General features: G+C 70.0%; 23 protein-coding genes and 1 pseudogene. 14 read left to right on the top strand and 10 right to left on the bottom strand.

Translation table 11 applies throughout. The features are described 5' to 3' along the window. Positions 1-20: 20 nt before the first annotated feature. The 5 genes from AC07EJ_RS33865 to AC07EJ_RS33885 all read left to right on the top strand — a co-directional run bounded on the left by AC07EJ_RS33865 (position 21) and on the right by AC07EJ_RS33885 (position 3,953). The gene (locus AC07EJ_RS33865; RefSeq protein WP_389487911.1) at positions 21-920 is read left to right on the top strand and encodes a creatininase family protein; all 900 of its coding nucleotides are present in this window, start codon (positions 21-23) and stop codon (positions 918-920) included. Between the two features lie 50 nt (positions 921-970). Continuing rightward, a complete protein-coding gene (locus AC07EJ_RS33870; RefSeq protein WP_478885695.1) occupies positions 971-2,098 on the top strand; it encodes a mandelate racemase/muconate lactonizing enzyme family protein in 1,128 nt (375 codons plus the stop codon). Beyond that, complete coding sequence (locus tag AC07EJ_RS33875) at positions 2,095-2,514, top strand: RidA family protein (RefSeq protein WP_390015295.1); 420 nt, start codon at positions 2,095-2,097, stop codon at positions 2,512-2,514. Before AC07EJ_RS33870 ends, AC07EJ_RS33875 begins: the two co-directional genes overlap by 4 nt. Before the next feature lie 256 nt (positions 2,515-2,770). Next, the gene (locus tag AC07EJ_RS33880; protein WP_389487906.1) at positions 2,771-3,442 is read left to right on the top strand and encodes an endonuclease; all 672 of its coding nucleotides are present in this window, start codon (positions 2,771-2,773) and stop codon (positions 3,440-3,442) included. Positions 3,443-3,710: 268 nt separating this feature from the next. Further along, entirely contained in the window at positions 3,711-3,953 is a 243-nt protein-coding gene (locus AC07EJ_RS33885; RefSeq protein WP_389487904.1) for a hypothetical protein, read from the top strand. Positions 3,954-4,012: 59 nt separating this feature from the next. Here AC07EJ_RS33885 and AC07EJ_RS33890 read toward each other — a convergent pair whose 3' ends face one another. Both AC07EJ_RS33890 and AC07EJ_RS33895 read right to left on the bottom strand, forming a co-directional pair. After that, positions 4,013-5,860 carry a transketolase gene (locus AC07EJ_RS33890; protein WP_478885696.1) on the bottom strand — a complete coding sequence of 616 codons (1,848 nt, stop codon included), beginning with the start codon at positions 5,858-5,860 and terminating at the stop codon, positions 4,013-4,015. A 532-nt stretch (positions 5,861-6,392) separates the two neighbouring features. Beyond that, positions 6,393-6,590: pseudogene (locus tag AC07EJ_RS33895) on the bottom strand (FCD domain-containing protein); the annotation flags it as partial. 111 nt (positions 6,591-6,701) lie between these two features. Here AC07EJ_RS33895 and AC07EJ_RS33900 point away from each other — a divergent pair. Then, positions 6,702-7,505 (top strand): SAM-dependent methyltransferase, encoded by an 804-nt coding sequence (locus tag AC07EJ_RS33900; RefSeq protein ID WP_478885697.1) that lies wholly within the window; start codon positions 6,702-6,704, stop codon positions 7,503-7,505. Between the two features lie 108 nt (positions 7,506-7,613). On the opposite strand, the gene AC07EJ_RS33905 is transcribed toward AC07EJ_RS33900, so the two are convergent. Next, positions 7,614-8,438: a COG4705 family protein gene (locus AC07EJ_RS33905; protein WP_389487898.1), complete on the bottom strand. Its 825-nt coding sequence runs from the start codon at positions 8,436-8,438 to the stop codon at positions 7,614-7,616. A gap of 175 nt (positions 8,439-8,613) precedes the next feature. Between AC07EJ_RS33905 and AC07EJ_RS33910 the strand changes: the two genes are divergently transcribed. Beyond that, positions 8,614-9,663, top strand: a complete 1,050-nt coding sequence (locus AC07EJ_RS33910; RefSeq protein ID WP_478885698.1) for a bile acid:sodium symporter family protein — start codon at positions 8,614-8,616, stop codon at positions 9,661-9,663. Here the strand turns inward: AC07EJ_RS33910 and AC07EJ_RS33915 are convergent. The 4 genes from AC07EJ_RS33915 to AC07EJ_RS33930 are packed head-to-tail and all read right to left on the bottom strand — an operon-like array spanning position 9,658 to position 13,432. Next, positions 9,658-10,353 (bottom strand): response regulator, encoded by a 696-nt coding sequence (locus tag AC07EJ_RS33915; protein ID WP_389487895.1) that lies wholly within the window; start codon positions 10,351-10,353, stop codon positions 9,658-9,660. The genes AC07EJ_RS33910 and AC07EJ_RS33915 overlap by 6 nt on opposite strands. Beyond that, positions 10,350-11,630 (bottom strand): sensor histidine kinase, encoded by a 1,281-nt coding sequence (locus tag AC07EJ_RS33920; protein WP_389487894.1) that lies wholly within the window; start codon positions 11,628-11,630, stop codon positions 10,350-10,352. The genes AC07EJ_RS33915 and AC07EJ_RS33920 overlap by 4 nt, the downstream gene beginning before the upstream one ends. A gap of 27 nt (positions 11,631-11,657) precedes the next feature. Continuing rightward, positions 11,658-12,497 (bottom strand): ABC transporter permease, encoded by an 840-nt coding sequence (locus tag AC07EJ_RS33925; protein WP_389487892.1) that lies wholly within the window; start codon positions 12,495-12,497, stop codon positions 11,658-11,660. Continuing rightward, positions 12,494-13,432 carry an ABC transporter ATP-binding protein gene (locus AC07EJ_RS33930; RefSeq protein WP_389487890.1) on the bottom strand — a complete coding sequence of 313 codons (939 nt, stop codon included), beginning with the start codon at positions 13,430-13,432 and terminating at the stop codon, positions 12,494-12,496. Before AC07EJ_RS33930 ends, AC07EJ_RS33925 begins: the two co-directional genes overlap by 4 nt. A gap of 318 nt (positions 13,433-13,750) precedes the next feature. Between AC07EJ_RS33930 and AC07EJ_RS33935 the strand changes: the two genes are divergently transcribed. Genes AC07EJ_RS33935 through AC07EJ_RS33945 form a run of 3 tightly spaced genes read left to right on the top strand, consistent with a single transcriptional unit; the run spans position 13,751 to position 16,573 of the window. After that, positions 13,751-14,581 carry a phosphatase PAP2 family protein gene (locus AC07EJ_RS33935; RefSeq protein ID WP_478885699.1) on the top strand — a complete coding sequence of 277 codons (831 nt, stop codon included), beginning with the start codon at positions 13,751-13,753 and terminating at the stop codon, positions 14,579-14,581. Further along, positions 14,535-15,197 carry a response regulator transcription factor gene (locus tag AC07EJ_RS33940; protein ID WP_389487886.1) on the top strand — a complete coding sequence of 221 codons (663 nt, stop codon included), beginning with the start codon at positions 14,535-14,537 and terminating at the stop codon, positions 15,195-15,197. Before AC07EJ_RS33935 ends, AC07EJ_RS33940 begins: the two co-directional genes overlap by 47 nt. Continuing rightward, entirely contained in the window at positions 15,194-16,573 is a 1,380-nt protein-coding gene (locus tag AC07EJ_RS33945; RefSeq protein ID WP_389487884.1) for a sensor histidine kinase, read from the top strand. The genes AC07EJ_RS33940 and AC07EJ_RS33945 overlap by 4 nt, the downstream gene beginning before the upstream one ends. Positions 16,574-16,601: 28 nt before the next feature. Here the strand turns inward: AC07EJ_RS33945 and AC07EJ_RS33950 are convergent, their stop codons facing one another. Next, positions 16,602-17,438 (bottom strand): undecaprenyl-diphosphate phosphatase, encoded by an 837-nt coding sequence (locus AC07EJ_RS33950; protein WP_389487882.1) that lies wholly within the window; start codon positions 17,436-17,438, stop codon positions 16,602-16,604. Between the two features lie 107 nt (positions 17,439-17,545). On the opposite strand from AC07EJ_RS33950, the gene AC07EJ_RS33955 reads away from it, so the two are divergent. From AC07EJ_RS33955 to AC07EJ_RS33965, 3 genes are all read left to right on the top strand, one after another. Continuing rightward, positions 17,546-17,935, top strand: coding sequence for a BlaI/MecI/CopY family transcriptional regulator (locus AC07EJ_RS33955; protein WP_393585326.1), 390 nt, complete (start codon positions 17,546-17,548; stop codon positions 17,933-17,935). 63 nt (positions 17,936-17,998) lie between these two features. Beyond that, on the top strand, positions 17,999-18,880 hold the full coding sequence (locus tag AC07EJ_RS33960; RefSeq protein WP_393585324.1) for a M56 family metallopeptidase: 882 nt from the start codon (positions 17,999-18,001) through the stop codon (positions 18,878-18,880). 253 nt (positions 18,881-19,133) lie between these two features. Further along, complete coding sequence (locus AC07EJ_RS33965) at positions 19,134-20,954, top strand: glycoside hydrolase family 15 protein (protein WP_389487877.1); 1,821 nt, start codon at positions 19,134-19,136, stop codon at positions 20,952-20,954. A gap of 87 nt (positions 20,955-21,041) precedes the next feature. Here AC07EJ_RS33965 and AC07EJ_RS33970 read toward each other — a convergent pair whose 3' ends face one another. Beyond that, positions 21,042-21,617: an NADPH-dependent FMN reductase gene (locus AC07EJ_RS33970; RefSeq protein WP_389487875.1), complete on the bottom strand. Its 576-nt coding sequence runs from the start codon at positions 21,615-21,617 to the stop codon at positions 21,042-21,044. A 415-nt stretch (positions 21,618-22,032) separates the two neighbouring features. On the opposite strand from AC07EJ_RS33970, the gene AC07EJ_RS33975 reads away from it, so the two are divergent. Further along, on the top strand, positions 22,033-23,211 hold the full coding sequence (locus AC07EJ_RS33975; protein WP_478885700.1) for a Cmx/CmrA family chloramphenicol efflux MFS transporter: 1,179 nt from the start codon (positions 22,033-22,035) through the stop codon (positions 23,209-23,211). Between the two features lie 202 nt (positions 23,212-23,413). Here the strand turns inward: AC07EJ_RS33975 and AC07EJ_RS33980 are convergent, their stop codons facing one another. Then, positions 23,414-24,868, bottom strand: coding sequence for an amidase (locus tag AC07EJ_RS33980; protein WP_393585318.1), 1,455 nt, complete (start codon positions 24,866-24,868; stop codon positions 23,414-23,416). Positions 24,869-25,017 lie beyond the last annotated feature (149 nt).

The raw sequence follows: 25,017 nt of genomic DNA on the forward strand, positions 1-25,017 counted from the left end.
CGAAGCGGGCGGGCAGTGGCATGACTCACCAGAACCTGACGGAGGCGACCTGGCGCGAAACGCGCGCCGCCGCCCGCGATGCCATTGCCGTCCTACCGATCGGCTCGCAGGAGCAGCACGCCGGGCATCTGCCGATGGGGACGGACACGATGCTCGCGGACGCGGTCGTCGGCCGAGCCCTGGACCTGCTGGCCGAGGAGGCCGGCCCGGACACCTTCGTGCCCGACCTCGTCCGGCTCCCGACGTTGCCGTACGGGCACAGCCCACACCATTTGTTCGCCGCGGCGCTCACGCTGTCGGCCCCGGTACTCGGCACTGTGCTCGACGAGCTGCTCGACTCCCTCGCGGAGTGCGGGTACGGCCGCGTTCTCGTCGTCAACGGGCACGGTGGCAACGACGAGATCGTCCGCCTCGCCGTCAAACGCTTCGCGCTGCGCGCCGAGGTGACGGCGGCGGCGTGCTCGTACTGGACACTCCTCGACACGGTCGAGACGGAGGAAGCCACGGTCGAGACGGAGGAAGCCACGGTCGCGACGGCGCACTCCACCGTCCAGGACGCGGGCGCCGACCGCGACAAGAGCGGCACCGCAGTGGCCCCGTGCGGTGCCGGCGACCGGGCCGGGCTGGTGCCCGGGCACGCCGGCTGGTTCGAGACGTCGCTGATGCTCGCCGCGCATCCGGAGCTGGTGCGCGCCGAGCGTCCCGCACAGCCGCCGGTCGAGCCGCCGCCCCTGTTCGACAAGCCCCCGTACCCGGGCCTGACAGTTGAGCGGCACGGCGAATGGGAGCGGGTCGGCGGCGCCACCGACGACGCCGCCGGGGCCGACGCCCGCGACGGCGCCCGCCTGCTGGACCGCTGCGCCCGCGGGCTGGCTCGCGCCGTCCTCGCCTTCGACGCCGCCACCCGCCCCACCGCGTGACCCATCCCGCGTCGCCCCGGGCGACCGTGACCCTGAGGAACAAGAACCACATGAAGATCACCGACGTCGATGTCCACGTCGTCAACCTGCCCCTGGTCAACCCGTTCACGAGCTCCTTCGAGACCAAGACCGGCGAGACCCGCACCGTGGTGCGCATCCGCACCGACTCCGGCATCGAGGGCTGGGGCGAGACGATGTGGGGGCAACCGGTCGCCGCGATCGTCCGCAATCTCGCCGAGGACCTGATCGGCACCAGCCCGTTCGCCCTGGAGGCCTTCCACCGCAGGCACCACATGGTGCCGTTCTTCTACGGCTACCTCGGCTACGCGGCCCTCGCCGCCCTGGACGTGGCCTGCTGGGACGCCATGGGCAAGGCGACAGGCCAGTCGGTCACCGATCTGCTCGGCGGTCCGGTACGCGACGAGGTCCCGCTGACCGCACTGATCACACGCGCCGACGCCCCCGGGGCCCGGCCCGGCGACCTGCCCGGCGCCCTCGCTGAGCACACGGAACGCGTGGTGCGCGAGGGCGGGTTCCAGGCCGTCAAGCTCAAGGGCACCACGGACGTCCAGGGCGACGTGGCGATCCTGCGGGCGCTGCGTGACACCCTGCCGGAGGTGAACCTGCGTGTCGACCCGAACGCCGCGTGGTCCGTGCCGGACTCGGTACGCGCCGGCATCGCCCTGGAGGAGCTGGACCTCGAGTACCTGGAGGACCCGTGCACCGGCATCGAGGGCATGAGCCAGGTCCGCGCCAAGGTCCGTATCCCGCTGTGCACCAACATGTGCGTCGTCCGGTTCGAGGACTTCGCGCCGGCGGTCCGGCTCGGCGCGGTCGATGTGATCCACGGTGACGTCTACAAGTGGGGCGGCATCGCCCCGACCAAGGCACTGGCCGCGCACTGCGAGACCTTCGGTCTCGGCATGAACTTGCACAGCGGCGGCGAGCTCGGCATCGCCACTGCCGCACACCTCGCCGTGGTCGCCAGCACTCCGGTGCTGTCGCGCGCCATCGACTCCATGTACTACTTGCACGCGGACGACATCATCGAGCCGCTCACCTTGCGCGAAGGTCGCCTGACGGTCCCCACGGGCCCGGGTCTCGGTGTCACCGTCGACGAGGACAAGCTCCTTCACTACGCCGCCGTCAACGAGCGCGAGGGAGACCTGCAGCGATGACCACCCACGCGCACCCCACCACGCGCCGTGCGCTCTCCACGGAGCGGGCACCCGCGCCCGCCGGCGGATACAGCCAGGGCATCGCCGCCGGCCCCTACGTGTTCACTTCGGGGTTCGGTCCGCAGGATCCGGAGACCGGCGCCGTCGCCGACACCGTGGAGGAGCAGACCCGCCAGGTGCTGCGGAACGTGCGGTCCGTGCTGGAGGAGGCCGGGCTCGGTCTGGACGACGTGGTGAAGGCCACGGTCCATCTCCAGCATCTGCACCGTGACTTCGCCGGCTTCGACCGGGTGTACCGCGAGCACTTCTCCGATCCCCGGCCCGTGCGCACGACGGTCGGCTCGGATCTCATGAACATCCTCGTGGAGATCGACGTGGTCGCCCTGCACCGCCCGGCCCCGGACCCGGCTGGCTGAGCGGTGGCGTACGGCCGGTGGGGTGCGGGTCGCGCAGGCGGCGCCCCGCACCCCACCGGGCCCGGGCCATGGCTGACAAAATGAGCCCCGAGTCACCGGAGAGTTCGCACGTTTACGCAGCTGCGTCCGCGACTTGAGGGTGCGTACGTGGCCCACGCACCAGCCCTCGTGCCGCGAGCTGCCTTTGCTACGAGCTGAGCAATCACGCTGAGGAGTAACGGTGAGGAGTAACGGTAGCCGAGGAGTAACGGTAGCCATGACCGACAACAAGAGAAGTCACACCAAGAGGAACAAAGTAGTGATGGGGGAACTGCTCCGCCGTCACGGGCAGACCTACGCCGCCGAGGCCCACATCACTCTCAAAGACACACCTCAGCCTCTCTACCGCACCCTCGTGCTGGCACACCTGCTCAGCGCGCGGATCCGTGCTTCGGTCGCGGTCTCGACGTCGCGCGCCCTGAACGAGGCCGGGCTGAGGAACCCGAAACGCATGACCGAAGCCACCTGGCAGCAGCGCGTGGACGCCCTCGGGCGGGGTGGCTATCGCCGCTACGACGAACGCACGGCAACCCAGTTGGGTGAGGGCGGCCAGATCTTGATCGACCGCTGGGGCGGCGACCTGCGCCGGATGCGGCAGCAGGCAGACGGCGACGCGGACGAGTTGCGGCGTCTGTTGCGGGAACTGCCAGGGATCGGTCCGCTCGGAACGGACATCTTCCTGCGTGAGGTCCAGGACGTGTGGCCGGAGTTCGGCCCTTTCGTGGACTCCAAGGCGCTCCAGGGCGCCGAGCGTCTGGGACTGCCTCAGCGAACCTCCGACCTCGTCCGGCTCGCGGATGAGACACCGAACGCGGAGCTGGCCTCGGCGCTGGTGCGCGCTGCCTTGGACAAGCATGTCGTGGCGGACTGCCTGAACCGCGTCGCCTGACTGCCGCCTCCCCGAGACATGACACATCCGGCCCGCTCCAGACTCATGAGGCGGGCCGTCGAAGACCGTCCTCGCAACACGGGCGCGCCGCGCGGAGCCCCAAAGCCACCACGGTCGGACCCGTCCTCATGCGCGAGCCGCACCCCCGGCGTGAGACTGCACAGGTATGCACCGGCCGCAGGGACCGATCCGGACTACGCCAGGACATCGTTTCCACCGGCTGGGGTACGCGAGGGACGCAACAGCCCGCAGAGGAAGGGAGAGCGCTGTGAGTGACAGCGGACCCGAAGCACCCGTACCGGAGCCGACGCCGAGGGACATGCCGGACCAGCAGGCAGGCGCCGCGTCGGATCCTTGGGAGAGCGACGAGACGCAAACCGCAGACGAGGAGCGTCCCGAGCCCGACACGGAGATCCCCGACACTGACGAGGCCGGTACGGGTCGGCGTGGCGCCCCGCACGCCGGCAGCCCGAATCCCGAGCATCCCGTGCCCGACGAACCGTCCGGCTGACACACCGCGCGACGTAGCAGCCCCGGCAGCCGGCTGCTGGTCGGGCCGGTGCCTTTCGGTCAGCGCGCCACGGCCGTCTCGACGAGCAGCCGTGCCGCCGCCGCGATCGACTCGGAGTCGATACCGGCCGCGTGCAGTTGCTCCGCGGGGCTCGCCGAGCCGGGCATCGTCCGGACGGCCAGGCGCACGAGGCGCGGTACGGGCCGGCCGTCGGCGAAAGCGTCGAGCACCGCGTCCCCGATGCCGCCCTCCTCGCGGTGGTCCTCCACGGTCAGGAAGCAACCGGTACTCTCGGCAGCCTCGTGCAGGGTGCGGCAGTCGACCGGCTTGACCGAGTACAGGTCAATCACGCGGACCGGGATGCCCTCACTGCCGAGCGACTCGGCGGCGGCCAGTGCCTCGTGGAGGGTGACGCCCGCCGCGATCACGGTCAGCCGGTCCTCGCCGGAGGCGCGCAGCACCTTGCTTCCGCCGATGGGGAACTCCTCCGTGGCGCTGTAGATGACGGGCGTGCCGCCGCGGGACGTACGCAGATAGCGGATGCCGTCGAGGCCTGCCATCTCCGCGACGAGTTTCGCCGTCTGGTTGGCGTCGCACGGGTACAGCACGGTCGAGCCGTACATCGCCCGGAACATCGCCAGGTCCTCGAGCCCCATCTGCGAGGGCCCGTCCTGGCCGATGGCGACCCCCGCATGCGAGCCGACGATGTTGATCCCGGCGCCGCTGATCGAGGCCATGCGCACGAAGTCGTAGGCGCGGGTGAGGAACGCGGCGAACGTGGAGGCGTACGGCACCCAGCCGCGCGACGCCATCCCGACCGAGGTGGCGACCAGTTGCTGTTCGGCGATGTAGCACTCGAAGAATCGGTCGGGGTGCTCCTTGGCGAAGAACTCGGAGCGCGTGGAGTCGCTCACCTCCCCGTCCAGCGCGACGACATCGCCACGCGCCGTTCCGACAGCGGCGAGCGCCTGCCCGAAAGCGTCACGGGTGGCAACCTCGTCGCCGCTCGCGTAACGGGGCAGCTCCGCGTGGCCCGACCCCACGGGATGCAGCGTCCGTGCGGCGGGCGGATGGTGCACCTCGACCCGCAGGTCGCGCACACCGCCGAGTTCGGCGATCGCTTCCTCGGTGGCCGGCAGCGGCTTGCCGTGCAGGCCCTCACGGTCCTGGACCGAGGTCACGCCCTTGCCCTTGAGGGTGCGGGCGAGGATTGCGGTCGGCTGCCCGGCGGTGGACAGTGCCTCGTCGTACGCGCGGTCGACGGCGTCGATGTCGTGCCCGTCGACCTCGACGGTGTGCCAGCCGAAAGCCTGGAATCGGCGTGCGTAGGCGTCCAGGTCGTGTCCGTGCCGGGTCGGGCCGCGCTGGCCGAGGCGGTTGACGTCGACGATCGCGGTGAGATTGTCCAGGTGCTCATATCCGGCGTGCTCGGCCGCCTCCCACACCGAGCCCTCGGCGAGCTCACTGTCGCCGCACAGCACCCAGACGCGGTATCCCGTACGGTCGAGCCGCTTGCCGGCCAGCGCGATGCCGACGCCGACGGGCAGCCCCTGTCCGAGCGAGCCGGTGGCCGTCTCGACCCATGGCAGTTGCCGTGGTGTCGGGTGCCCTTCGAGCCGACTGCCGAGCCTGCGGAAGGTCAGCAGCTCGGTGTCGTTGATCGCGCCTGCCGCCTTGTACGCGGCGTACAGCAGGGGTGAGGCGTGCCCCTTCGAGAGCACGAAACGGTCGTTACCGGAGTGCGCGGGGCGGTCGAAGTCGTAGCGCAGGTGGTTGGCCAGAAGGACGGCCATCAGGTCGGCCGCGGACATCGAGGAGGTGGGATGCCCGGATCCCGCCGCAGCGGCGGCGCGGACACTGTCGACACGCAGCTGCTGGGCGAGTTCTGTGAGTGGATGGGTGTTCATGTCACTCCTTGCGAGGGGTTGGCGCACCGGCCGGGGCTCCCGCTGCGCGTGCGCAACAGGTCGTCGATGAGCAGTTGCCCATGCGCCGTGTCCACCTGCACGTACTCACTCGCTACGCCGTGCATGGGTAACAGTTTGTTGTGGTTTGCGGTGGCGCCCGTGCGCCCGGCCACCCGGGACGCGTCGGGGGCCGTCTGAGACCCGGCGACGTCGGCACCGACTGTCCCGATCCCGGGTGGAGCCACGGTTCGCCTCCGACATGTCGCTCACTACCCGCTTACCGCGTCCCCCCGACAAGAGCCGCCAAACACGCCCCTGGTCGCCGCCTGACCGGCGCGCGAGCTCCTTGGCCATGGCACTTACCTGGTGGCCGGTCGGCACGGTGTGCTGATGGTCGCCAAATGCGATCACCAGGGGGCCGAGCGCAACATCCCCGTGCCGCCTTCCTCCGCCCAGCCCTTTGCGCGCTCCGCCCTCCGGGCGCGGGATGGGCACAAACGTTCGGCAGGCCGTGGGGGCCGTCCGCCCAGTCCGCGCCGGGATCCTGCGCCCGGACGGCTGCGAGCACGGCACGATGGCTGGGGACCGGGTCCTCGGGATGGTCGGAGCCATGGACGAGGCGATCGCGGACGGCCAGGACGCTTGAAATCACCATCTCCATGCGTTCGAGCAGCTCATTGTGGGAGGCCGCCAGGAGCGCGCGGTGGAAGGCGAGGTCAGCCTGCACCGCACTCTCCGTGACGGAGCGTTCGCCATTCGGTGACGGATCGTCAACTACTGTTAAGTGCACGGCGGTTGATGTGGCAAGCTGAAGGATCATCGAGGCCGGGAGGGGCTCAGCGTGAGACAGGACGGCTGCCAGGCCGGGAACATCGACACCAGCAGGCCGCATCCCGCGCGGATCTACGACTATTTGCTCGGCGGCAAGGACAACTACGAGGTGGACCAGCGGGCCGGTGACGAACTCGCTGCCGCCGCGCCCGAGGTGCGCATCGGCCTGCGGGCCAACCGCGCCTTCCTGGGGCGCGCCGTCCGGTACGTCGTGGACAGCGGCGTCCGCCAGATCCTCGACATCGGCACGGGCCTGCCCACGTCGCCGAACGTGCACGAGACCGCCCACGCAGTCACGCCGGACGTCCGGGTCGCGTACGTCGACAACGATCCGATCGTGAGCGCGCACGCGGGTGCCCTCCTCAGTGGCTCCCATGCCACCGGCGTCGTCCTGGCCGACCTGCGTGACCCGCGCTCCGTCGTCGACCACCCGGGCGTCCGCCAGGTCATCGACTTCGACAAGCCGGTCGCCCTGCTCCTCGTCGCCGTCCTGCACTTCCTCACCGACGCCGACGAGCCCGAGCGGATCGTCGCCACCCTGCGCGACGCCCTGGCGCCCGGCAGCTTCCTCGTCCTCTCGCACGCCACAGGCGACTTCGCCGACCGCAGCGCCGCCCAAGCCGTCTACACCAAGGCCACAGCCACCTTGAACCTGCGGTCCCGGGCCGCGGTCGAGCGTTTCTTCACCGGCTTCGAACTGGTCGAACCCGGCCTGACCCAGGCCCCGTTCTGGCGCCCGGACATCCCGCCGCCCGCCGGATCCGAGGAGATCGGGTTCTACGGTGGTGTGGCCTGCAAGCCCGGCTCCCGATGAGCGGTCTCCGCGGCGTCGGGGCGTGCTTGGTCGTCGAGGTGCCCGGCTGACCCCTGAGGGTCGGCCGGGCAGCTCTGCGCGCTTGTTCAGGCAGGTGTGCGAGGTTGTTCAGGCAGGTGTGCCGGGTGCGGTGGTGTCTTTGCGGGTCAGCGAGAGGTGGACGACGAGGCCCACGATGACGGCGAGGAAGAGCGCGCTGGTGACCACCGTGCCCAGGCCCATTCCCCCGTCCCCGGTGGGCTGGGACAGATAGTCGCCCACCGAGGCACCCAACGGGCGGGTGAGGACATAGGCGATCCAAAAGCTCCACACCGCGTTCAGGCCGAGCGCGAAGTGGGCCACGGCCACGGCGGCGATCACCGCGGCGAAGACCAGGATCGAGGTCAGGTAGCCCAGGGCCATGCCCTCGGCGACGAGGTCGCCGGCCGCGGTGCCCAGGGCGAAGGTGAACAGGACCGCGAGCCAGTAGAAGGCTTCGCGGCCGGTGGTGTCGATGCTGTGAATGGAGAGCGTCTTCTCGCGCCCGTACCAGATGAGGAACACGGCCACGAGGATCACAGCGAAGACGGCCGTGCTCAGTTCCAGGGGCACGCCCATGTTGTCGGTCAGGTTGTCGCTGATCAGGGTGCCGACGATGCTGATGAGCGCGACGGCGAGCCAGTAGACGGCCGGGCGGTAGGCGCGGGTCCGGAACTGAACGACGAGCACCAGCGCCAGCAGGCCGCTCATCAACACGGAGACGCCGGTCAGCCCCAGCCCGGCCTTTTCCGCGAGCAGGTCGGCCGCGGTCTCCCCCACAGTCGTGCAGAGGATCTTGATGGCCCAGAAGTAGGCGGTGATCTCGGGGACCTTGTTCCAACGGGCCCTGTGGCCGTCGCCGGAGGCGTGCCGAGGTACGGCGGAGGAGGCCGTTTGCGAGGAATCATGTGTCATGGCGTGACCGTGCCAGCGACAACCTGAACGCATCCTGACTGCCGGGCCTGTCAGCGCGTGGCCGCCAGCCTGCTTGTCCAGGATGAGGCGATGGACTCGTTCTCCTGCCGCGCAGGCATAGTCGACCGGCCGGTCTTTGCTGCCCGTCCGCCGGAAGAGCATCACCGAGGAAGTCGTGTCGCCTGCAACCGCCTCCTGCGCCACCCGCTTCGCTGTGTGGCTGCGCGGCCGTCTGGGCCGTGCCGTACTCGCCTCGTACGCCGCGGCGCTGCTGATGCCCTGGCCCGGCCTGTGGCTGCGTCGCCCCCACTCGCTCGGGTCAGGCGGCATCGGGCTGCACCTGCCGCCTGTTCTGCTGGGCGTCCTGCTGTTCGCGGCCGGCTTCCAGATCCGGCTGCACGCGCTGACCGGGCTGCTGCGACGGCCGCTGGCCCTGCTGGCCGCGCTGGCGTTGCACCTGACGGTTCCGCTGGTACTCGTCCCCGTCCTCATCGTGCTGCTGCAGCAGACGCCGGATTCCGATCACGGCAGCGGCATCGTCACGGCAATGGTGCTGATCGTGACGATGCCGGTGGCCGCCAATGCCACGGTGTGGACGGCGAAGGCTGCCGGCGACCAACCGACCATCGTCGCCGCCGTGTTGGGGTCCACGCTCGTCAGTCCGCTGACCACGCCACTCGTGATCAGCTCCCTGGCGACCCTGCTGCACGGCCCCTACGCCCATACGCTCTCGGCCGCGGCGCAGTTGACGCGCGGCACCTTCGCTCTGTCCGGCATCGTGCTGCCCTGTGTGGCAGGGCTGCTGTGCCGGATCGTCACACCGGCAGCATGGTTGGGTTTCCTGGAGAGCGGCGTCACTACGTGTGCGCTGCTCGCCTCGCTGGCCACGACCTACGTCAACGCGAGCGGCGCACTCGCGCCCTGCCTGGCACATCCGCGGCCCCTGCTGGTCGGGGCCGCGGTGGCTGCGGCCGCGGGCACGTGTGGTGCGTCCTTTCTGCTGGGGCATGCGGCCGGCGCGACCCTGCGCCTGGACCGGGGCACCCGTTCGTCCCTCGCGCTGGCCTGCGGGATGAGCAACAGCAGCGCGGGCGCCGTAATGATCACGACGGCGATGCCGGACAAACCGCATCTGCTGCTGCCCGTCCTGGCTTACGGACTCGTCCAGAAGAGCCTCGCCGGACTCGTGGTGCGGCAGGCGCTGCCGGCACCGTCCCCGTCATGACCGGGGCCGGCGCTCGTCGGTTGAGTCCGCGTGGGGCCGGGCGAGGCCGTGGTCGTAGGCGAAGATCACGGCCTGGATGCGGTCGCGGGCGCCGATCTTGGCCAGGACGCGGCCGACGTGGGTCTTGACGGTGGACTCGGACAGGACGAAGCGCGTGGCGATCTCGCCGTTGGTCCAGCCCTGGCCGACGGCGACGAGGATCTCGCGTTCGCGGTCGGTGAGGGAGCCGAGTCCCGGGTTCTCGGCGGAGTCTGTGCGGTGGACGGGCACGTAGCGGGTGAACTCGTCCAGGAGGCGGCGGGTGAGGGCCGGCGCGATGACGGCGTCGCCGGCGGCGACGGCGCGGATGCCGGCGAGGAGTTCATCGGGGCGTGCGTCCTTGAGGAGGAAGCCGCTGGCGCCGGCCCGCAGGGCGGCATGGACGTACTCGTCGAGATCGAAGGTGGTGAGCACGAGGATGCGTGAGCGGGCGCCGGCGGCGACGATGCGGCGGGTGGCCTCGATGCCGTCCATGCCGGGCATGCGCACGTCCATCAGGACGACGTCCGGGCGCAGTTCGGCGGTCTTGCGGACCGCCTCGGCCCCGTGGGCGGCCTCACCGACGACGTCGGTCTCGGGAACGGAGTCCAGGAGCATGTGGAAGCCGTAGCGTTGCAGCGGCTGGTCGTCCACGATGAGTACGGTCGTCACCCGGCACCGCCTTGGGGCGTGAGGTCGAGGACGGCCTCGACGCTCCATCCTCCGCCGCCCGCCGGCCCCGCGCTGACGGCCCCGCCGTAGAGGGCCGCTCTCTCCCGCATACCCACCAGGCCGTGTCCTTCCTCGTTCGGCGGTCCGAACGGTGTGGCCGGGCCGCTGTCCTGGACCCGGACGGTCAGCCGGGCGTCCTCGACGAGGATCGCCAAGTGCACCCGGGTGTCGGCGTCGGCGTGCTTCAACGTGTTGGTGAGGGCTTCCTGGACGATGCGGTACACCGTCAGTTGCACTCCGCTGTCGAGGGCGTCCACGTCGCCGGACGTCCGGTAGACGACCTCGAGTCCGGCTGCGCGCACGTTGGCGCACAGTGCGCCGATGTCCGCGATGCCGGGCTGCGGGCTGAGTTCGGGGCCGCCCGGGGGACCGTCCGTCGCTTCCCGCAGCACACCGAGCACGCGTCGCAGTTCACCGAGGGCCTGGCGGCCGGTGTCGCCGATGAGCTCGAGGGCCTCCTTGCCACGTTCGGGTGCGATGTCGGTGGCGTAGGCGCCGGCATCGGCGAGCGTGATGATGACGGAGAGGTTGTGGCCGACGATATCGTGCATCTCGCGGGCGACACGGGTGCGTTCGGTGGCGGTGGCCAGTCTGCTGCGCTGGTCGCGTTCGATCTCCAGCCGGGCGGCCCGGTCCCGCAGTCCGGCGAGCTGGGCGCGGCGGACCCGCACCACGAGGCCGAGCGCGAGGGCGGCGGTCGCCGTGCTCAGCAGGAAGAACAGCGCGTCCCAGACGGATACGGCCGAGGACGCGCGTACCGCCACCAGCACCATGGCGCCCGCCATGGCCGCACAGGCCCACGGCAACTGCCGCAGCCGCCCGTGCAGGGCCAGGCTGTACAGGGCGACGAACAGAGCGATGTCCGCGCGCAGCGCCGCGCCCAGGGACCACTGGACGACGAACACCGCGGCGATGACACCAAAGGCCATCACGGGCTTACGCCGCCGCCACAGCAGGGGCAGTACCAGACCCACTTGGAGTGCCAGCATTCCCGCGACGGGCAGCTGGGTGAAGGCGAGCCGGAACCGGCGCGGGCCGTCGCCGTCGTCCACACCGCCGTGGAGCAGGTCGGGCAGGCAGAAGATCAGGAAGACCAGAACCACGACCGCGGTGTCCAGCACCCACGGATGCGTCCGGTCGGCCTGCTGCAACCGCTGGCCGCCCCGGGACAGTCGGGCGACCAGCAGTCCCATTGCGCTGATGTCATCGGTGGTCACGGACGTCACCTGTTCATGGTGCAGGCCTCAGACGTCGGTGCGCGCGAGCCGGTACGCCGCACCGCCCAACGCCAGCGCCGTCCAGCAGAGGAAGACCAGCAGTCCCGCGCCCGGCGACAGGGTGGTCGAGTCGTGGGTCAGCGCGAACATCGACTCGCCCGCGTTGGACGGCAGGTAGGGGCTGATGTCGTTCTGCCAGGAGGTCGGCAGCAGTGAGATCAGTCCCGGGATCAGCATCAGGGTGGCCACCAGCACCGAGATCCCGCCGGCCACCGACCGCAGCAGCGCGCCCAGGGCGGTGCCGATCACCCCGACCAGGCCGAGGTAGAGCCCGGCGCCCAGCAGACTCTGCATGACACCCGCGTGCGAAAGGTTCATGGCCGCGGGCGTACCCGAGACGATGCCCTTCCCGATCAAGAAGGTGACGAACGCACCGACGGTCCCCACCGCCAGCGCCACCAGCCCGAACGCAGCCGCCTTGGACCACAGGACCGGCAGCCTGCGAGGCACCGCCGCGAGCGTGGAACGGATCATGCCGGTCGAATACTCGCCCGCTGTGACCAGCACGCCCAGCACGCCCAACGCCAGCTGGGCGAAGTTCGTACCGAAGAGGGACAGGCTCACGGCCGTGGAATCGGCGAAGTCCCGGTCGATGTGGCCGGAGCCGATCCCCGACTTGTAGCGGCTCGCGGCGATCAGGCCGAAGGCCACCAGGAACAGCAGGCCGAGGCCCAGCGTGATCCAGGTCGAGCGCAGGGACCACAGTTTGGCCCATTCGGAGGAGAGCACGCGCCGTCCGGTCACCCGGTATGCGGGGCGGTCGGGCGTTGTCCTGGGTTCCTCGGCGGTTGCGGTGAGGGTGCTCATGCGGGCCTCCCGAGCGTCTCGATCCCGGTCGTGGTGCCGTGGTACTCCACGGCATCCCTGGTCAGGTCCATGAACGCCTCCTCCAGTGACACGGTCCGCGCGCTCAGCTCGAACAGCGGGATCCCGTGCTCGGCGGCCTTCAGTCCGATCTCGCGGGCGGTCAGCCCGGTCACCTGCAGCTCCTCGGAGCCGATCCGGCCGGTGACGTCGACGCCGGGCCCCGCCAGCACGTCCCGCAGCCGCACCGGGTCCTGCGTTGCCACCCTCACCGTGTCGCCGCCCGCCTCGCTGATCAGGTCCGCCACGGTCGTGTCGGCCAGCAGCCGGCCGCGCCCCACGATGATCAGGTGGTCCGCCACGAGAGCCATCTCGCTCATCAGGTGCGAGGACACGAACACCGTCCGGCCCTCGTCGGCGAGCCCCTTCAGCAAATTGCGGATCCAGAGCACACCCTCCGGGTCCAGCCCGTTGACCGGCTCGTCCAGCATCACCGTCCGCGGATCGCCCAGCAGCGCCGCCGCGATGCCCAGCCGCTGGCCCATTCCGAGGGAGAAGGCACCGGCCCGCTGCTTCGCCACGCTGCCCAGTCCGGCGAGGTCGATGACCTCGTCGACCCGGCGGCCCGGAATGCCGTGGGTCAGCGCTAGGGCCCTGAGGTGGTTGTACGCCGAGCGGCCCGGGTGGATCGACTTCGCCTCGAGGAGGGCACCGACCTCCTGCAGCGGGGCCTGGTGGCGGGCGTAGTGGTGGCCGTTCACGGTGACGGTGCCGCTCGTCGGGGCGTCGAGTCCGACGATCATGCGCATGGTCGTGGACTTGCCCGCGCCGTTGGGGCCCAGGAAGCCGGTCACGGTGCCCGGCTTCACGACGAAGTCCAGCCCGTCGACGGCCGTCTTCTCGCCGTACCTCTTGGTCAACTGTCGTGCGTCGATCATGCGCGTTCTCCCTGTCGGCCTACGGCGTCCGTCGGTTCCGACGCCACACCGGCAACGCTAAGAGCCGATTCCGCCGGTCCAGTGGTACCGGAAGGCTGAACCACACCGGGCGAGTGGTACCGCGGTACTACGCGACTACCTGCGGTGACGTCCATGTCCATGTCCATGGGGAACTTCCTCAACTCCGCCATCGTCTACAGTCCAGTAGACCGTCTACAAGTTTGTAGTCGGTATCGGGTGTCGCCGTTCCCGCATCCGACTGTCCGGACGAAGGGTGACGGTGAAGGTGAAGGTGACAGTGAGGGTGAGGGGTGAGGGATGAAGCGCAGCGACGCCGCCGGCCTGGCAGGCGCCTGCGGCCTCGGCGCATGGACGGCGTTCGGCGTACTGACCATGGTCGTGGTGGGCCGCGACGGCAGACCGCTGTTCGCGGACGCCGGCCTTCTCTCGTGGTCCGTCGGCCACCGGCCGGTCGTGGCGGTGGCGCTCGCCCGCGGACTGACCGCCACCGGGACGGGTGTCGTCCCGTTCGCGCTGGCCGCACTGGCCGGAATCATCGCGGGGCGCACCCTCCGGCAGCGCGCGCTCGCCGCCGCGCTCTGTCTGGGCTGCCTCGGAGCGGGACAGGCGCTGCGGTACGGGGTGATGGCGGTCGTCGCCCGGCCTCGGCCACCCGTGGCGGGCTGGGAGACGCATGCCTCGGGATGGTCGTTCCCGTCCGGTCACGCCACCACGGCAGGCCTCGCCGCGGGACTGCTCGTCATCGCCGTCTGTCTGCGAGGGCCGCGTCGCCGGGCCCCACTGGTCCTGATCATCGGCGGCTGGGGCGCACTGGTCGGGCTGACCCGCGTCTTTCTCGGGGTGCACTGGTCCACCGACGTCGTCGGCGGCTGGCTGTTCGCCGTGGGATGGCTGGGAGTGTGCCTGTGCGCCGCGGGCTGGTGGCTGCCCGAGCGGTTCACCCTCGGCATGACGGACACCGGCACAGCGCACGGGAGGACAGAGCAGAGGGGCGCGGCAGGAAACCGAACGGGCACAGCACGAGAACAGACGGTCGGGCCACGAGAACTGACGGACGTGGCACGAGGTGAGAAGGAGCTCCATGCACCAGATGATCCTGGTCGTCGAGGACGATCACGCCCTGCGTGACGTGCTGATGCGCGGGCTGCGCGACGAGGACTTCGACACCGTGGCCGCGCCGGACGGCGCCACCGCCCTGCGCCTGGCCACCGCCGGCGTCTCCGCCGCCGTGCTCGACATCGGGCTGCCCGACGCCGACGGACGGGACGTGTGCCAGGCGATGCGCGCGAACGGATTCCTCTCCCCGGTCATCTTCCTGACCGCCCATCACCGCCTGACCGACCGGCTGTCCGGGTTCTCGGCCGGAGGCGACGACTACCTGCCCAAGCCGTTCCATCTCGCCGAACTCGCGGCCCGTCTGCGGGCAGCCCTCAAGCGGGCCGCGCCGCCGCCCGCTTCCACGTCAGGGGACCTGGTGCTGGACGCCGTCCGGCACGTGGTCGGCGTCCGGGGCACGCCGGTGGATCTGACACCGACCGAGTTTCGGCTCCTGGCCGCTCTCATGTCGGCTTCCGGCGGCATCGTGCGCCGCCGCGAGCTGGTCCGGGCGGGCTGGCCGGAGGGCGCCCAGGTCCACGACAACACCCTCGACCAATACCTGACCCGACTTCGCCGAAAATTGCGCGAGGCGGGCAGCGACCGGACGATCGGCACGGCCCGCGGGGTCGGCCACCGTCTGTCATGAGCGGGATCCGCCGCCGGTTGCGGCCGGCCGTGACTGCCTTCCTCCACCAGCTGGCGCCCCGCACCCTGCGCGGCCGGCTCTCACTCGTCGCCTTCACCACGGCCGCGCTGCTGATGCTGGTCCTCACCGTCGCCTTCAACGCCGTGGCCCAGCAACGCCTGCAGCACCAGGCGGACGACGAACTGCGCACCCGTGCGGCCGCCGTCGCGACGACCGTCGACACCAGCGGCACGACGGTTCGCGTCCTGGAGACCTCCCACGACGAACTCCTCGACACGAACGTGTGGATCTATGCCGGCCGACGCCTGCTGGAGGAGCCGTCGGCCGCCGGCCCCGTGACACGCGTCGCGGACGCACTCGCCGGGCGCGGCGGGCGGAGATGCGTCACCGCCGACGTCAATGGCCCCCTGCGACTGTGTTCCCAGCCGGTACCCGGAGAGAAGAGCGAGGCCACGGTGGTCACCGCGCTCGGCCTCTCCCCCTACCGGAGTTCGGCCGACACGCTGCTCATGGGGTCGCTCGCCCTGGACGCCGTGATGCTCGCCTGCACCTACGCCCTGACGCGGATGGCGGTCGGCCGCGCGCTGCGCCCCGTCCGCACGATGACCGACCAGGCCACCCAGTGGAGCGCCGTCGCCTCCGACGAACGCTTCGGAAGCATGCGGCACCCGGCCGAACTCGCCCGCCTCGGCACGTCGTTGGACGCCATACTGGACCGCATCCGCACACTTCTGCGCCATGAGCGCCAGCTCACCGGTGAACTCTCGCACGAGCTGCGTACACCCCTGAGCCGGATCATCGCCGAACTCGACTGGTGGCAGACCCGCCCTCGCACCGCCGGCCAGACCCGGGCCACCCACCAGGTCATCGTGGACGCCGCCGAGTCCATGCGCACCATCTGCGACACCCTCCTGGACGACGCCCGGGGCGGCACACTCACCGCTCCGGGCACCGCCGAGGTCCAGCCCACACTGCAACGCCTGGCCGAAGTCCTGGACGCGCCGGGCCACTTGACGGTCACTGCCGACGGCCCACGTCTGGTCACAGGCGTCCCACCCGCCCTCCTCGAACGCATCGTCAGCCCGCTCCTCACCAACGCCTGCCGCTACGCCCGCTCCAGCGTCTCCGTGCGCACGTACCGCGCGCCGGACGGCGTAGGCATCGACGTCATCGACGACGGCCCGGGCGTACCGTCCCCGTTCGCGGGACAGCTCTTCGAGCCCGGTCGACGCGCGGATCCCGGCGACGGACACAGCGGAGCGGGCCTGGGGCTGCCGCTGGCGCGACGCCTGGCCCGCTCCGCCGGCGGCGAAGTGACGTACGACCCCGGGCACAGACCCGGGGCACGGTTCGTGATCAGCCTGCCTGCCGGATGACCGCAGCCCCGCTCGGCGGACGGACGGTTCAGGCGTTGACGGCTCCGGTGGCCAGGAGGGCAAAGAGGAGTACGCCGACGACGATCCGGTAGATGACGAAGGCGTTGAAGCTGTGTCGGGCGATGTACTTCAGCAGCCAGGCGATGGAGGCGTAGGCGACGACGAAGGAGACGGCGGTTCCCACGATCAGGGGCGCCGTGTCCGCTCCGGCTCCGACCGCGTCCTTGAGTTCGTACAGGCCTGCGCCGGTGAGTGCGGGGATGCCGAGGAAGAACGAGAGCCGCGTGGCGGCGAGGCGGTCCAGGTCGAGGATGAGCCCGGTGGACATGGTGGCGCCGGAACGCGAGAAGCCGGGGAAGAGAAGGGCCAGGATCTGGGAGGAGCCGACGAGCATGGCGTCCTTGAGGGAGGTGTCGTCCTCGCCACGCTTGTGCCGGCCCATCTGGTCGGCGGCCCACATCAGTCCGCTGCCGACGATCAACGATCCGGCCACGACCCAGAGCGAGGCCAGCGGGCCGTCGATCAGCGGCTTGGCGGCCAGTCCGACGACCACGACGGGAATGGTGGCGTAGATGACCCACCAGGCGAATTTGTAGTCGTGGTGGTAGCGCTGGTCCCGGTGGCGGAGCCCACGCCCCCAGGCACCCATGATGCGGACGATGTCCTTGAAGAAGTAGAGGAGCACTGCGGCGATGGCGCCGACCTGGATCACCGCGGTGAAAGCGACGACGGACTTGTCGTCCACCGGGATGTTCATCAGCCCCTCGGTGATCTTCAGGTGGCCGGTGGAGGAGACGGGCAGGAACTCCGTCACTCCCTCCACCAGGCCGAGGACCACTGCTTGTCCGATGCTGATGGCGCTCACGGGCGCTGCCTTTCCATCGAGGGGGTAGTTGGGGGTGTCATCGAGGAGTATCTTCTATTCGCGAATAGAAGATACTGGTGACTGTAGACCACGAAGGCAGGAGAACGATGTTGGCCGGCCACGATCAGGCACCGGGTTCGGGCGGCAGGCGGCGGGCGAACGGCGCCCTGGAGGCGGAGGTCCTCACCTTGCTGCACGCCGCCCAACGCGCCCTGACGCCTGGCGAGGTGGCGGAGCGTCTGACCGCGCCCCTCGCGCACACCACGGTGGCCACCACGCTCGCCCGGCTGCACGGCCGTGGCGTACTGGACCGCACGCCGCAGGGGCGCAGTTACGTGTACGCACCGGTCGCCGATGAGTCAGGGCTGACCGCCCGGCACATGCATCAGGTGATGGAAGGGGGCAACGACCGCGCCTCGGTACTGACCCATTTCGTGGACGAGTTGTCCGATGACGACGAAGACCTGCTGCGCCGCCTCCTGGGCAACGACGGGTAGCGGAGACACACACCTATGCACCTGGCCGTCTACCTGCCGTTGTTTCTTCCTGCCCTGGCCGGCGTGGGCGCTGGCCCGCTCGCCCGCCGCCTGGAGCCTCGCTCGGCGACCTGGCTGCTGACCGTAGCCGGGCTGATCCTCGCCGTGTCCAGCACCGTGGTCCTCGGCCTGCTGGCCCTGGCCGGGCTGGTACGCGTCCCGCTGATCGACGCGCTCAAGGGCTACTCGCCCGGGGTGATCGCCCGCGATGATCCGGCGACCTGGCAGGCAGCCGTCGCGGGGGCCGTGCTGCTGGCCCTCGCGGCCTCGGCCACCGTCCGCTTGACCGTACGCCGGGCCGGGGCGCTGTGGTCAGCCGCTCTGGAGGCGGCCTGCCTGCCCGGACGGGAATCCGTCGTCGTCACCGAGGACCGGCACGCCGATGCCTACACGATGCCCGGCCTGCCGGGCCGCATCGTGATCTCCCACGGCATGCTCGACGCCCTCGATCCCGCCGGCCACGACATCATCCTCGCCCACGAGAGGGCGCACCTGGAGAACCATCACTACGCGTTCGTCACGCTCGCGCAGATCGCGGCCGCCGCCAATCCGCTGCTGCGCCCGCTGGCCACGTCCGTCGCGTTCACCGTCGAGCGGTGGGCCGACGAGTATGCCGCCCAGCACACAGGTGACCGGCGCGCGGTCGCCGAAACCGTGGCCAGAGCCGCCGTGGCCGCCAAACGCACCCGTACCCTGCCGGCCGCCGCTCTGGGCGTCCTCGGCCGTCGCCCTGCCCCGGGCGTCATCCCTCGCCGCGTCGCCGCCCTGCTCGAGCCCGCCCCGCGCAGCCCGAACCACCTGCTTGTCGCCGTGGGTGCGCTCGTGGCGGTCAGCAGCGTGTGCGTGCTGGAAGCCGCTCATGACCTGCACGAGTTCCTCGAGCTGGCCCACATTCACCGACGGTAACCACTCGGGGGCGAAGTCGCTGCCCTGCCCTCGTCGACCCTCAGGCCGGCTGAGTTTCGGGCTCCGCACCGGTCAGTCCTGGCGGTGGACCCGGATGGTGACGATCGCGGTGAGCAGCCCGAGTACGGCCGATCTTCCCTGAACCGTCACCGCCCACGCGTCAAAGGATCAGCAGCGAAGTTCAACAAAGCCGCCTAGCATGAAACGTAAGGCTCCATCTCCAGGTCCGCGCCGCAGCGGCAGGGAGGCCGTCATGGCGTTCGACACGACCGGTTTCGAGCAGGCCGACAGCCGCTACATACCGATCTCAGAACACGGCCTGATCGGCGATCTTCGAACCACCGCCCTGGTCGCCACGAACGGCACCATCGACTGGTACTGCTGCCCGCGCTTCGACGCGCCCAGCGTGTTCGGGTCGATCCTCGACGCCGACCGGGGTGGCTCGTTCGAGCTGGCCGCCGACGTGCCGACACGCACCAGGCAGTTCTACTTCCCCGACACGAACGTCCTGATCACACGGTTCTTCGCCGCAGACGGCGTGGCCGAGATCCAGGACTTCATGCCCGTGGTCGACGAGTCGCGGGAGGCGTCCCGGCACCGGCTGATCCGGCGGGTGATCTGCGTCCGCGGCACCCTCCCCTTCAAAGCGCGGATCGCCCCCCGCTTCGGCTACGGCGCCGAAGCACACACCACGCACCTCGAAGGCAACGAGGCGGTGTTCCAGTCCCCGTCACTGACGCTCGCGCTGACCGCCACCGCACCCCTGGAGACCGACGGCCGGGACGTGTGGTCGCACTTCAAGCTCCTCGAGGGCGAGTCCAACGTGTTCGCCCTCGACCAGGTCGGCGACGACGTGGCCCCTCGGGCCTGTCCACGCCGCGAGGCGCAGGAGCAGGCCGATGCGACGGTCAGGTTCTGGCGTCACTGGCTGGCCGGTTCGCGCTACCACGGGCGGTGGCGGGAAATGGTGAACCGCTCCGCTCTGGTGCTCAAGCTGCTCACCTACGCACCCACCGGCGCCATCGTCGCCGCACCGACCACGAGCCTGCCCGAGCAGATCGGCGGCGAGCGCAACTGGGACTACCGCTACGTCTGGGTCCGCGACGCCGCCTTCTGCGTCTACGCCATGCTGCGCCTCGGGTTCACCTCAGAGGCCGAGGCGTTCATGGGGTTCCTCTCCGAGCGCGGCGCCAGTGCGAACGGCCCGTTGCAGATCATGTACGGCATCGACGGGCGCAGCGAACTGCCCGAGTACGAGCTGCCGCACCTGGAGGGCTACCTCGGCTCCGCACCGGTCCGGATCGGCAACGCCGCCACCGGCCAGCTCCAGCTCGACATCTACGGAGCCCTGATCGACTCGATCTACCTGTACGACAAGTGGGGACAGCCGATCAGCAGCGCCCGCTGGGACGAGGTCGGCACGATGGCGGACTGGGTCTGCGAGCACTGGGACCAGCCCGACGAAGGAATCTGGGAGACCCGCTCGGGCCGGCGGAACTTCGTGTACTCGCGGCTGATGTGCTGGGTGGCACTGGAGCGGGCGATGCGCATGGCGAACCGCCGGGGCCTCCCGGCGGACCTGCCCCGCTGGCGGAAGTCCCGGGACGCGATCTACCGGCAGATCATGCAGCGCGGCTGGTCGGCCCAGCGGGGCGCGTTCGTCCAGGCCCTGGACGACGGTGAGCTGGACGCCTCGCTGCTGATGATGCCGATGGCCAAGTTCATCGCGCCCACCGACCCCAAGTGGCTCTCCACCCTGGACGCCCTCACCGCGGACCTGGTCTCCGACTCCCTGGTCCACCGCTACGACCCGGCCACCAGCCCCGACGGCCTGCACGGCCCCGAGGGAACCTTCTCCATCTGCTCCTTCTGGTACGTCGAGGCACTGGCCCGTGCAGGCCGGCTGGAGGAGGCCCGGCTCGCTTTCGAGAAGATGCTCACCTACGGCAACCACCTCGGCCTGTTCGCCGAGGAGATCGGCCCGACCGGCGAGCAACTCGGCAACTTCCCCCAGGCCTTCACCCACCTCTCCCTGATCAGCGCTGCCTTCAACCTCGACCGCGCACTCGGCTGACGTGGCCACTCGACTGACGTGGCACCGCCGCCCCTCCGGGATCTCGCGCAGGTGAACCTGCTGGGCGTTCCAGGACAGGGGGTCAGCTCAGGCGGCGACGGCCGAGGCCATGCGCAGCGGTGCGAGCGCGGTGCTCCAGGCGATGACCTGGTCGAGCATCGTGTTCAGGGCCGGCAGATGGTAGTCGCCGGGCTTGAAGACTCTGTAGTTCTCGAATTCGGTGATCATCGACAGCGCGACCTGCTGGCGCACGTCGGCCATTTGGAGCTCCCCGGCGACGAGCCGCAGCTGCTCGACGGCCCGGACGCCGCCGACTCCGCCGTACGACACGAATCCGAGCGCCTTGTTGTTCCATTCGGCGTAGAGGAAGTCCATTGCGTTCTTCAGTGCGCCGGGGATGGCGTGGTTGTACTCCGGTGTCACGATGACGAACCCGTCGAACGACGCGATCTTGGCCGCCCATTGCTTGGTGTGCTCGTGCTGGTACTGGCCGAGTGACGGCGGCATCGGCTCGTCGAGGTGTGGCAAGGGGTGGTCGCGGAGGTCGATGAGCTCGAAGGTGGCGTCGTCGCGGCGCGAGGCGATGTCGAGCACCCACTTGGCCACCTGTTCGCCGTTGCGGTTTGGGCGGGTGCTGCCGAGGATGATGCCGATCTTGAGCATGACGTTTGCCTTCTCATCTGCGGCGCTTCGTTGTCGAAGTGCGCTGTCCGATGGATCGCATGCTGCGCAGATGACCTGTTCAACAATGAGTGCGTAGGTGCCATTCCTGTGATGAGCACCGGGACTCCGGGCCGAAGCGGGACATGACGTCCGTGGCGCGGTCCGGTGCCGGTGCCGGTGCCGGTGCCGGTGAAACCGAGGTGTCTCGGCGGGCATCGGTCGGGTAGCGTGCGGGCCATGTCGAGTCCTGAGTCAGACAAGGAGGGGGCTTTCGGTCACGCCGTCAGTCCCCTGAACCACTGAGTCAATAGCCCTGTCGTCGCGCCGCATTCCGTGGTGGGACGGGTGTGCTCTTGGGGCTGGCCGCGGTGACGAGATGACCTTCTCGTGCCTCTCCTCACCTCGGAGCCACTCGATGCCTTTTCCGCTGTACCTGCTTGCCATGGCGGTCTTCGCCATGGGCACCTCGGAGTTCATGCTCGCCGGCCTCTTGCCGGACATCGCCTCTGATCTCGACGTCACCGTCGGGACAGCGGGCATCCTCACCTCCGCGTTCGCGGTCGGCATGATCGTCGGTGCCCCCCTGGTGGCCGCGCTTGCCCGCACCTGGCCCAGGCGCTCCACCCTGCTCGGGTTCATCCTCACTTTCGCGACAGCTCACGCCCTGGGCGCCGTCACCACGAGCTTCTCCGTCCTGTTCGCCACCCGAGTCGTCGCCGCGCTCGCGAACGCAGGGTTCCTTGCCGTCGCTCTGACGGCCGCCGGCACGCTGGTCCCGCCCGACAAGAAGGGCCGTGCGCTGGCCGTACTGCTGTCAGGCACGACAGTGGCCACGATCGCCGGCGTCCCAGGTGGGTCGCTCCTCGGCACGTGGCTCGGCTGGCGGGCCGCGTTCTGGGCTGTCGCCGCTCTCTGCCTGCCTGCGGCTGCCGGCATCCTGAAGGGGATCGCAGCGGAACGTGTGAAGGATGAGGCGGCCCACAGGCCGGCTTTGCGAGCGGAGCTCGCTCAGCTCGCAAAGCCACGGTTGGTCCTGGTGATGCTGCTCGGCGCGCTGGTGAACTCGGCAACGTTAGCGAGTTTCACCTTCCTTGCCCCCGTTGTGACCGGCACCGCCGGGCTGGGCGAGTGGTGGGTCCCTGTCGTTCTGGTGCTCTTCGGTGCCGGTTCCTTCGTCGGCGTGACGATCGCCGGCCGGGTGTCCGACCAGCGTCCCGCCCTGGTCATCGCTGTCGGTGGTCCGCTGCTGCTCATCGGCTGGCCGGCCCTGGCAATGCTGGCCGACGAGCCGGTCCCGCTCCTCACCCTCGTGTTCGTACAGGGCGCGCTGTCGTTCGCGTTGGGCAGCACGCTGATCACGCGGGTCCTCTACGAGGCCGCGGGAGCTCCCGCCATGGCCGGCTCTTATGCGACCGCGGCACTCAACGTCGGCGCCGCCGTCGGCCCCCTCATCGCAGTGACCACCCTCAGCACCGAAGCCGGGGTTCTCGGGCCGCTGTGGGCAAGCGGACTCCTCGTCGCGGTCGCGCTGCTCATCGCGTTCCCCCTTCTCACTGCGATCGCGGCCGGCCGAGGTGCCGAGGTGCTTCGGTGACGCATGTGAACGCGCTTCGGACATCGGGGGCGCCGAAGCTCGTCGCACACGGCCGGACCCGTGCGGTCGTGCACGTCACCACCGAAGCCGGGGTCTCTCCGCGCGTGCCTGGCCAAGCAGAAGACGAAGGTCCGACTACGAGCCCGGGGAGGGGCTCGTAGCGGTCCGCACCTCGTCCTCGACAAACACCCAGTAGTCCGCCCTACTCAGGTGCCTGGAAGCCGCCGATCTTCTGCTCGAGCAGTTCGGCCAGCCGCAGCGGGGTGCGGTCCTCGAACATCGGGCCGATGAGCTGCACTCCCACCGGCAGGCCCTCGGGGGATCGGCCCGTTGGTATGGCGGTGGCGGGCAGGCCGGGCATGGTGGGTAGTCCCGCCCAGACGAGCTGGTCGAAGTACGGGTATTCGATCCCGTCGATGTCGATCCGACGTTTCATCAGGTCGGGGTTATGGTCGTGCGGGAACGCGGGAGTGGGCGTGATGGGGCACACCACGGCGTCGAACTCGGCGAAGAGCTGCCGCCAGCCGTGGCGGTGGACCTCGCGACGGCCGTTCGCCACGATCCAGTCGAGGTGACTGAACACCATGGCGCGCAGCCGCGCCGCGTCGAGACTCTGGTCGTCCGCCCGCAGTGCGGCGGCGCGGGTCCGCAGCTGCTCGTATGCTTCGACGGGGAAACGCGCAACCGTGCTCGAGAACAGCAACTGCGTGTAGAGCACGGCGGCTTCGGTCAGATCGGGCAGCAGCGGACTGTGCCGTTCGACGCGGGCGCCGCCGTCGACAAGCGCGTCGGCCACCCGGTTCACGCCCGCCCGCACCGCGGCCCCGGTCGGAATCAGCGGATGCTCGTCGAGGACCAGGACCCGGAAGTCGCAGAGCCGCTCGCGGCGCGCGGGCGGCAGCGTCAACTCGTGTGCCACACCGAGCGTCAGCGGGTCCGGTCCGGCCATGACGTCGAGCAGGAGTGTGAGGTCGCGGGCAGTACGAGCCATCGGACCGACGACGGCGAGGTCAGGGTCGGCCGGCAATGCCGGTGCGGTCGGCGGGGCCAAACTACCGCGGCTCGCCGCCAGCCCAAGGGTGGGCTTGTGTGCGTAGACGCCGCAGAAATGCGCGGGGGTGCGCAACGAACCGGCGAGGTCGGAGCCGATGGACAGCGCGCCGAATCCCGACGCCAGGGCCGCCGCCGAGCCGCCGGAGGATCCGCCCGACGTACGACGGTGGTCCCACGGGTTGTTGGTGGTGCCGTAGATCTCGTTGAAGCTCTGGATGTCTTGCAGCCCCAACGGCACATTGGTCTTACCGAGCACCACCGCGCCCGCGGCCTTGAGCCGCGACACCTGCACCGCGTCCTCGGCCGGCATGTGGTTCCGGTGGAGCGGCATGCCCCAGGACGTGGGCAGCCCGGCGATGTTGTAGGACTCCTTGACCGTCACCGGAATGCCGAGCAGGGGCCGGTCCTCACCGCGGGCGCGTGCCCGGTCGGCATCACGCGCGGCGGCCCGTGCACGGTCGAAGTCCGGTACGCAGATCGCGTTGATCGTCTTGTCGTCCCGTTCGATACGGGCGATCGCCTCGTCGGTCAGTTCCACCGAGGTCACTTCACCAGCACGCAAAGCGGCCACGAGCATTTCGGCCGTCTGAAGATTCCAGTCCATGAATCCGACCGTAACGGCCAGTGGAGCAGGCCATAAAATGCCGCTTCGCACAACAGGATGGATGGACGGATAGACGTCTCCGTACCCGTCAAGTTCCCTCCGGCCACGGACAATTCGCCCGGCGGCCGACGATGGCGGCGGGCGGCGGG

It is taken from the genome of Streptomyces sp. NPDC045026 (assembly GCF_056432625.1).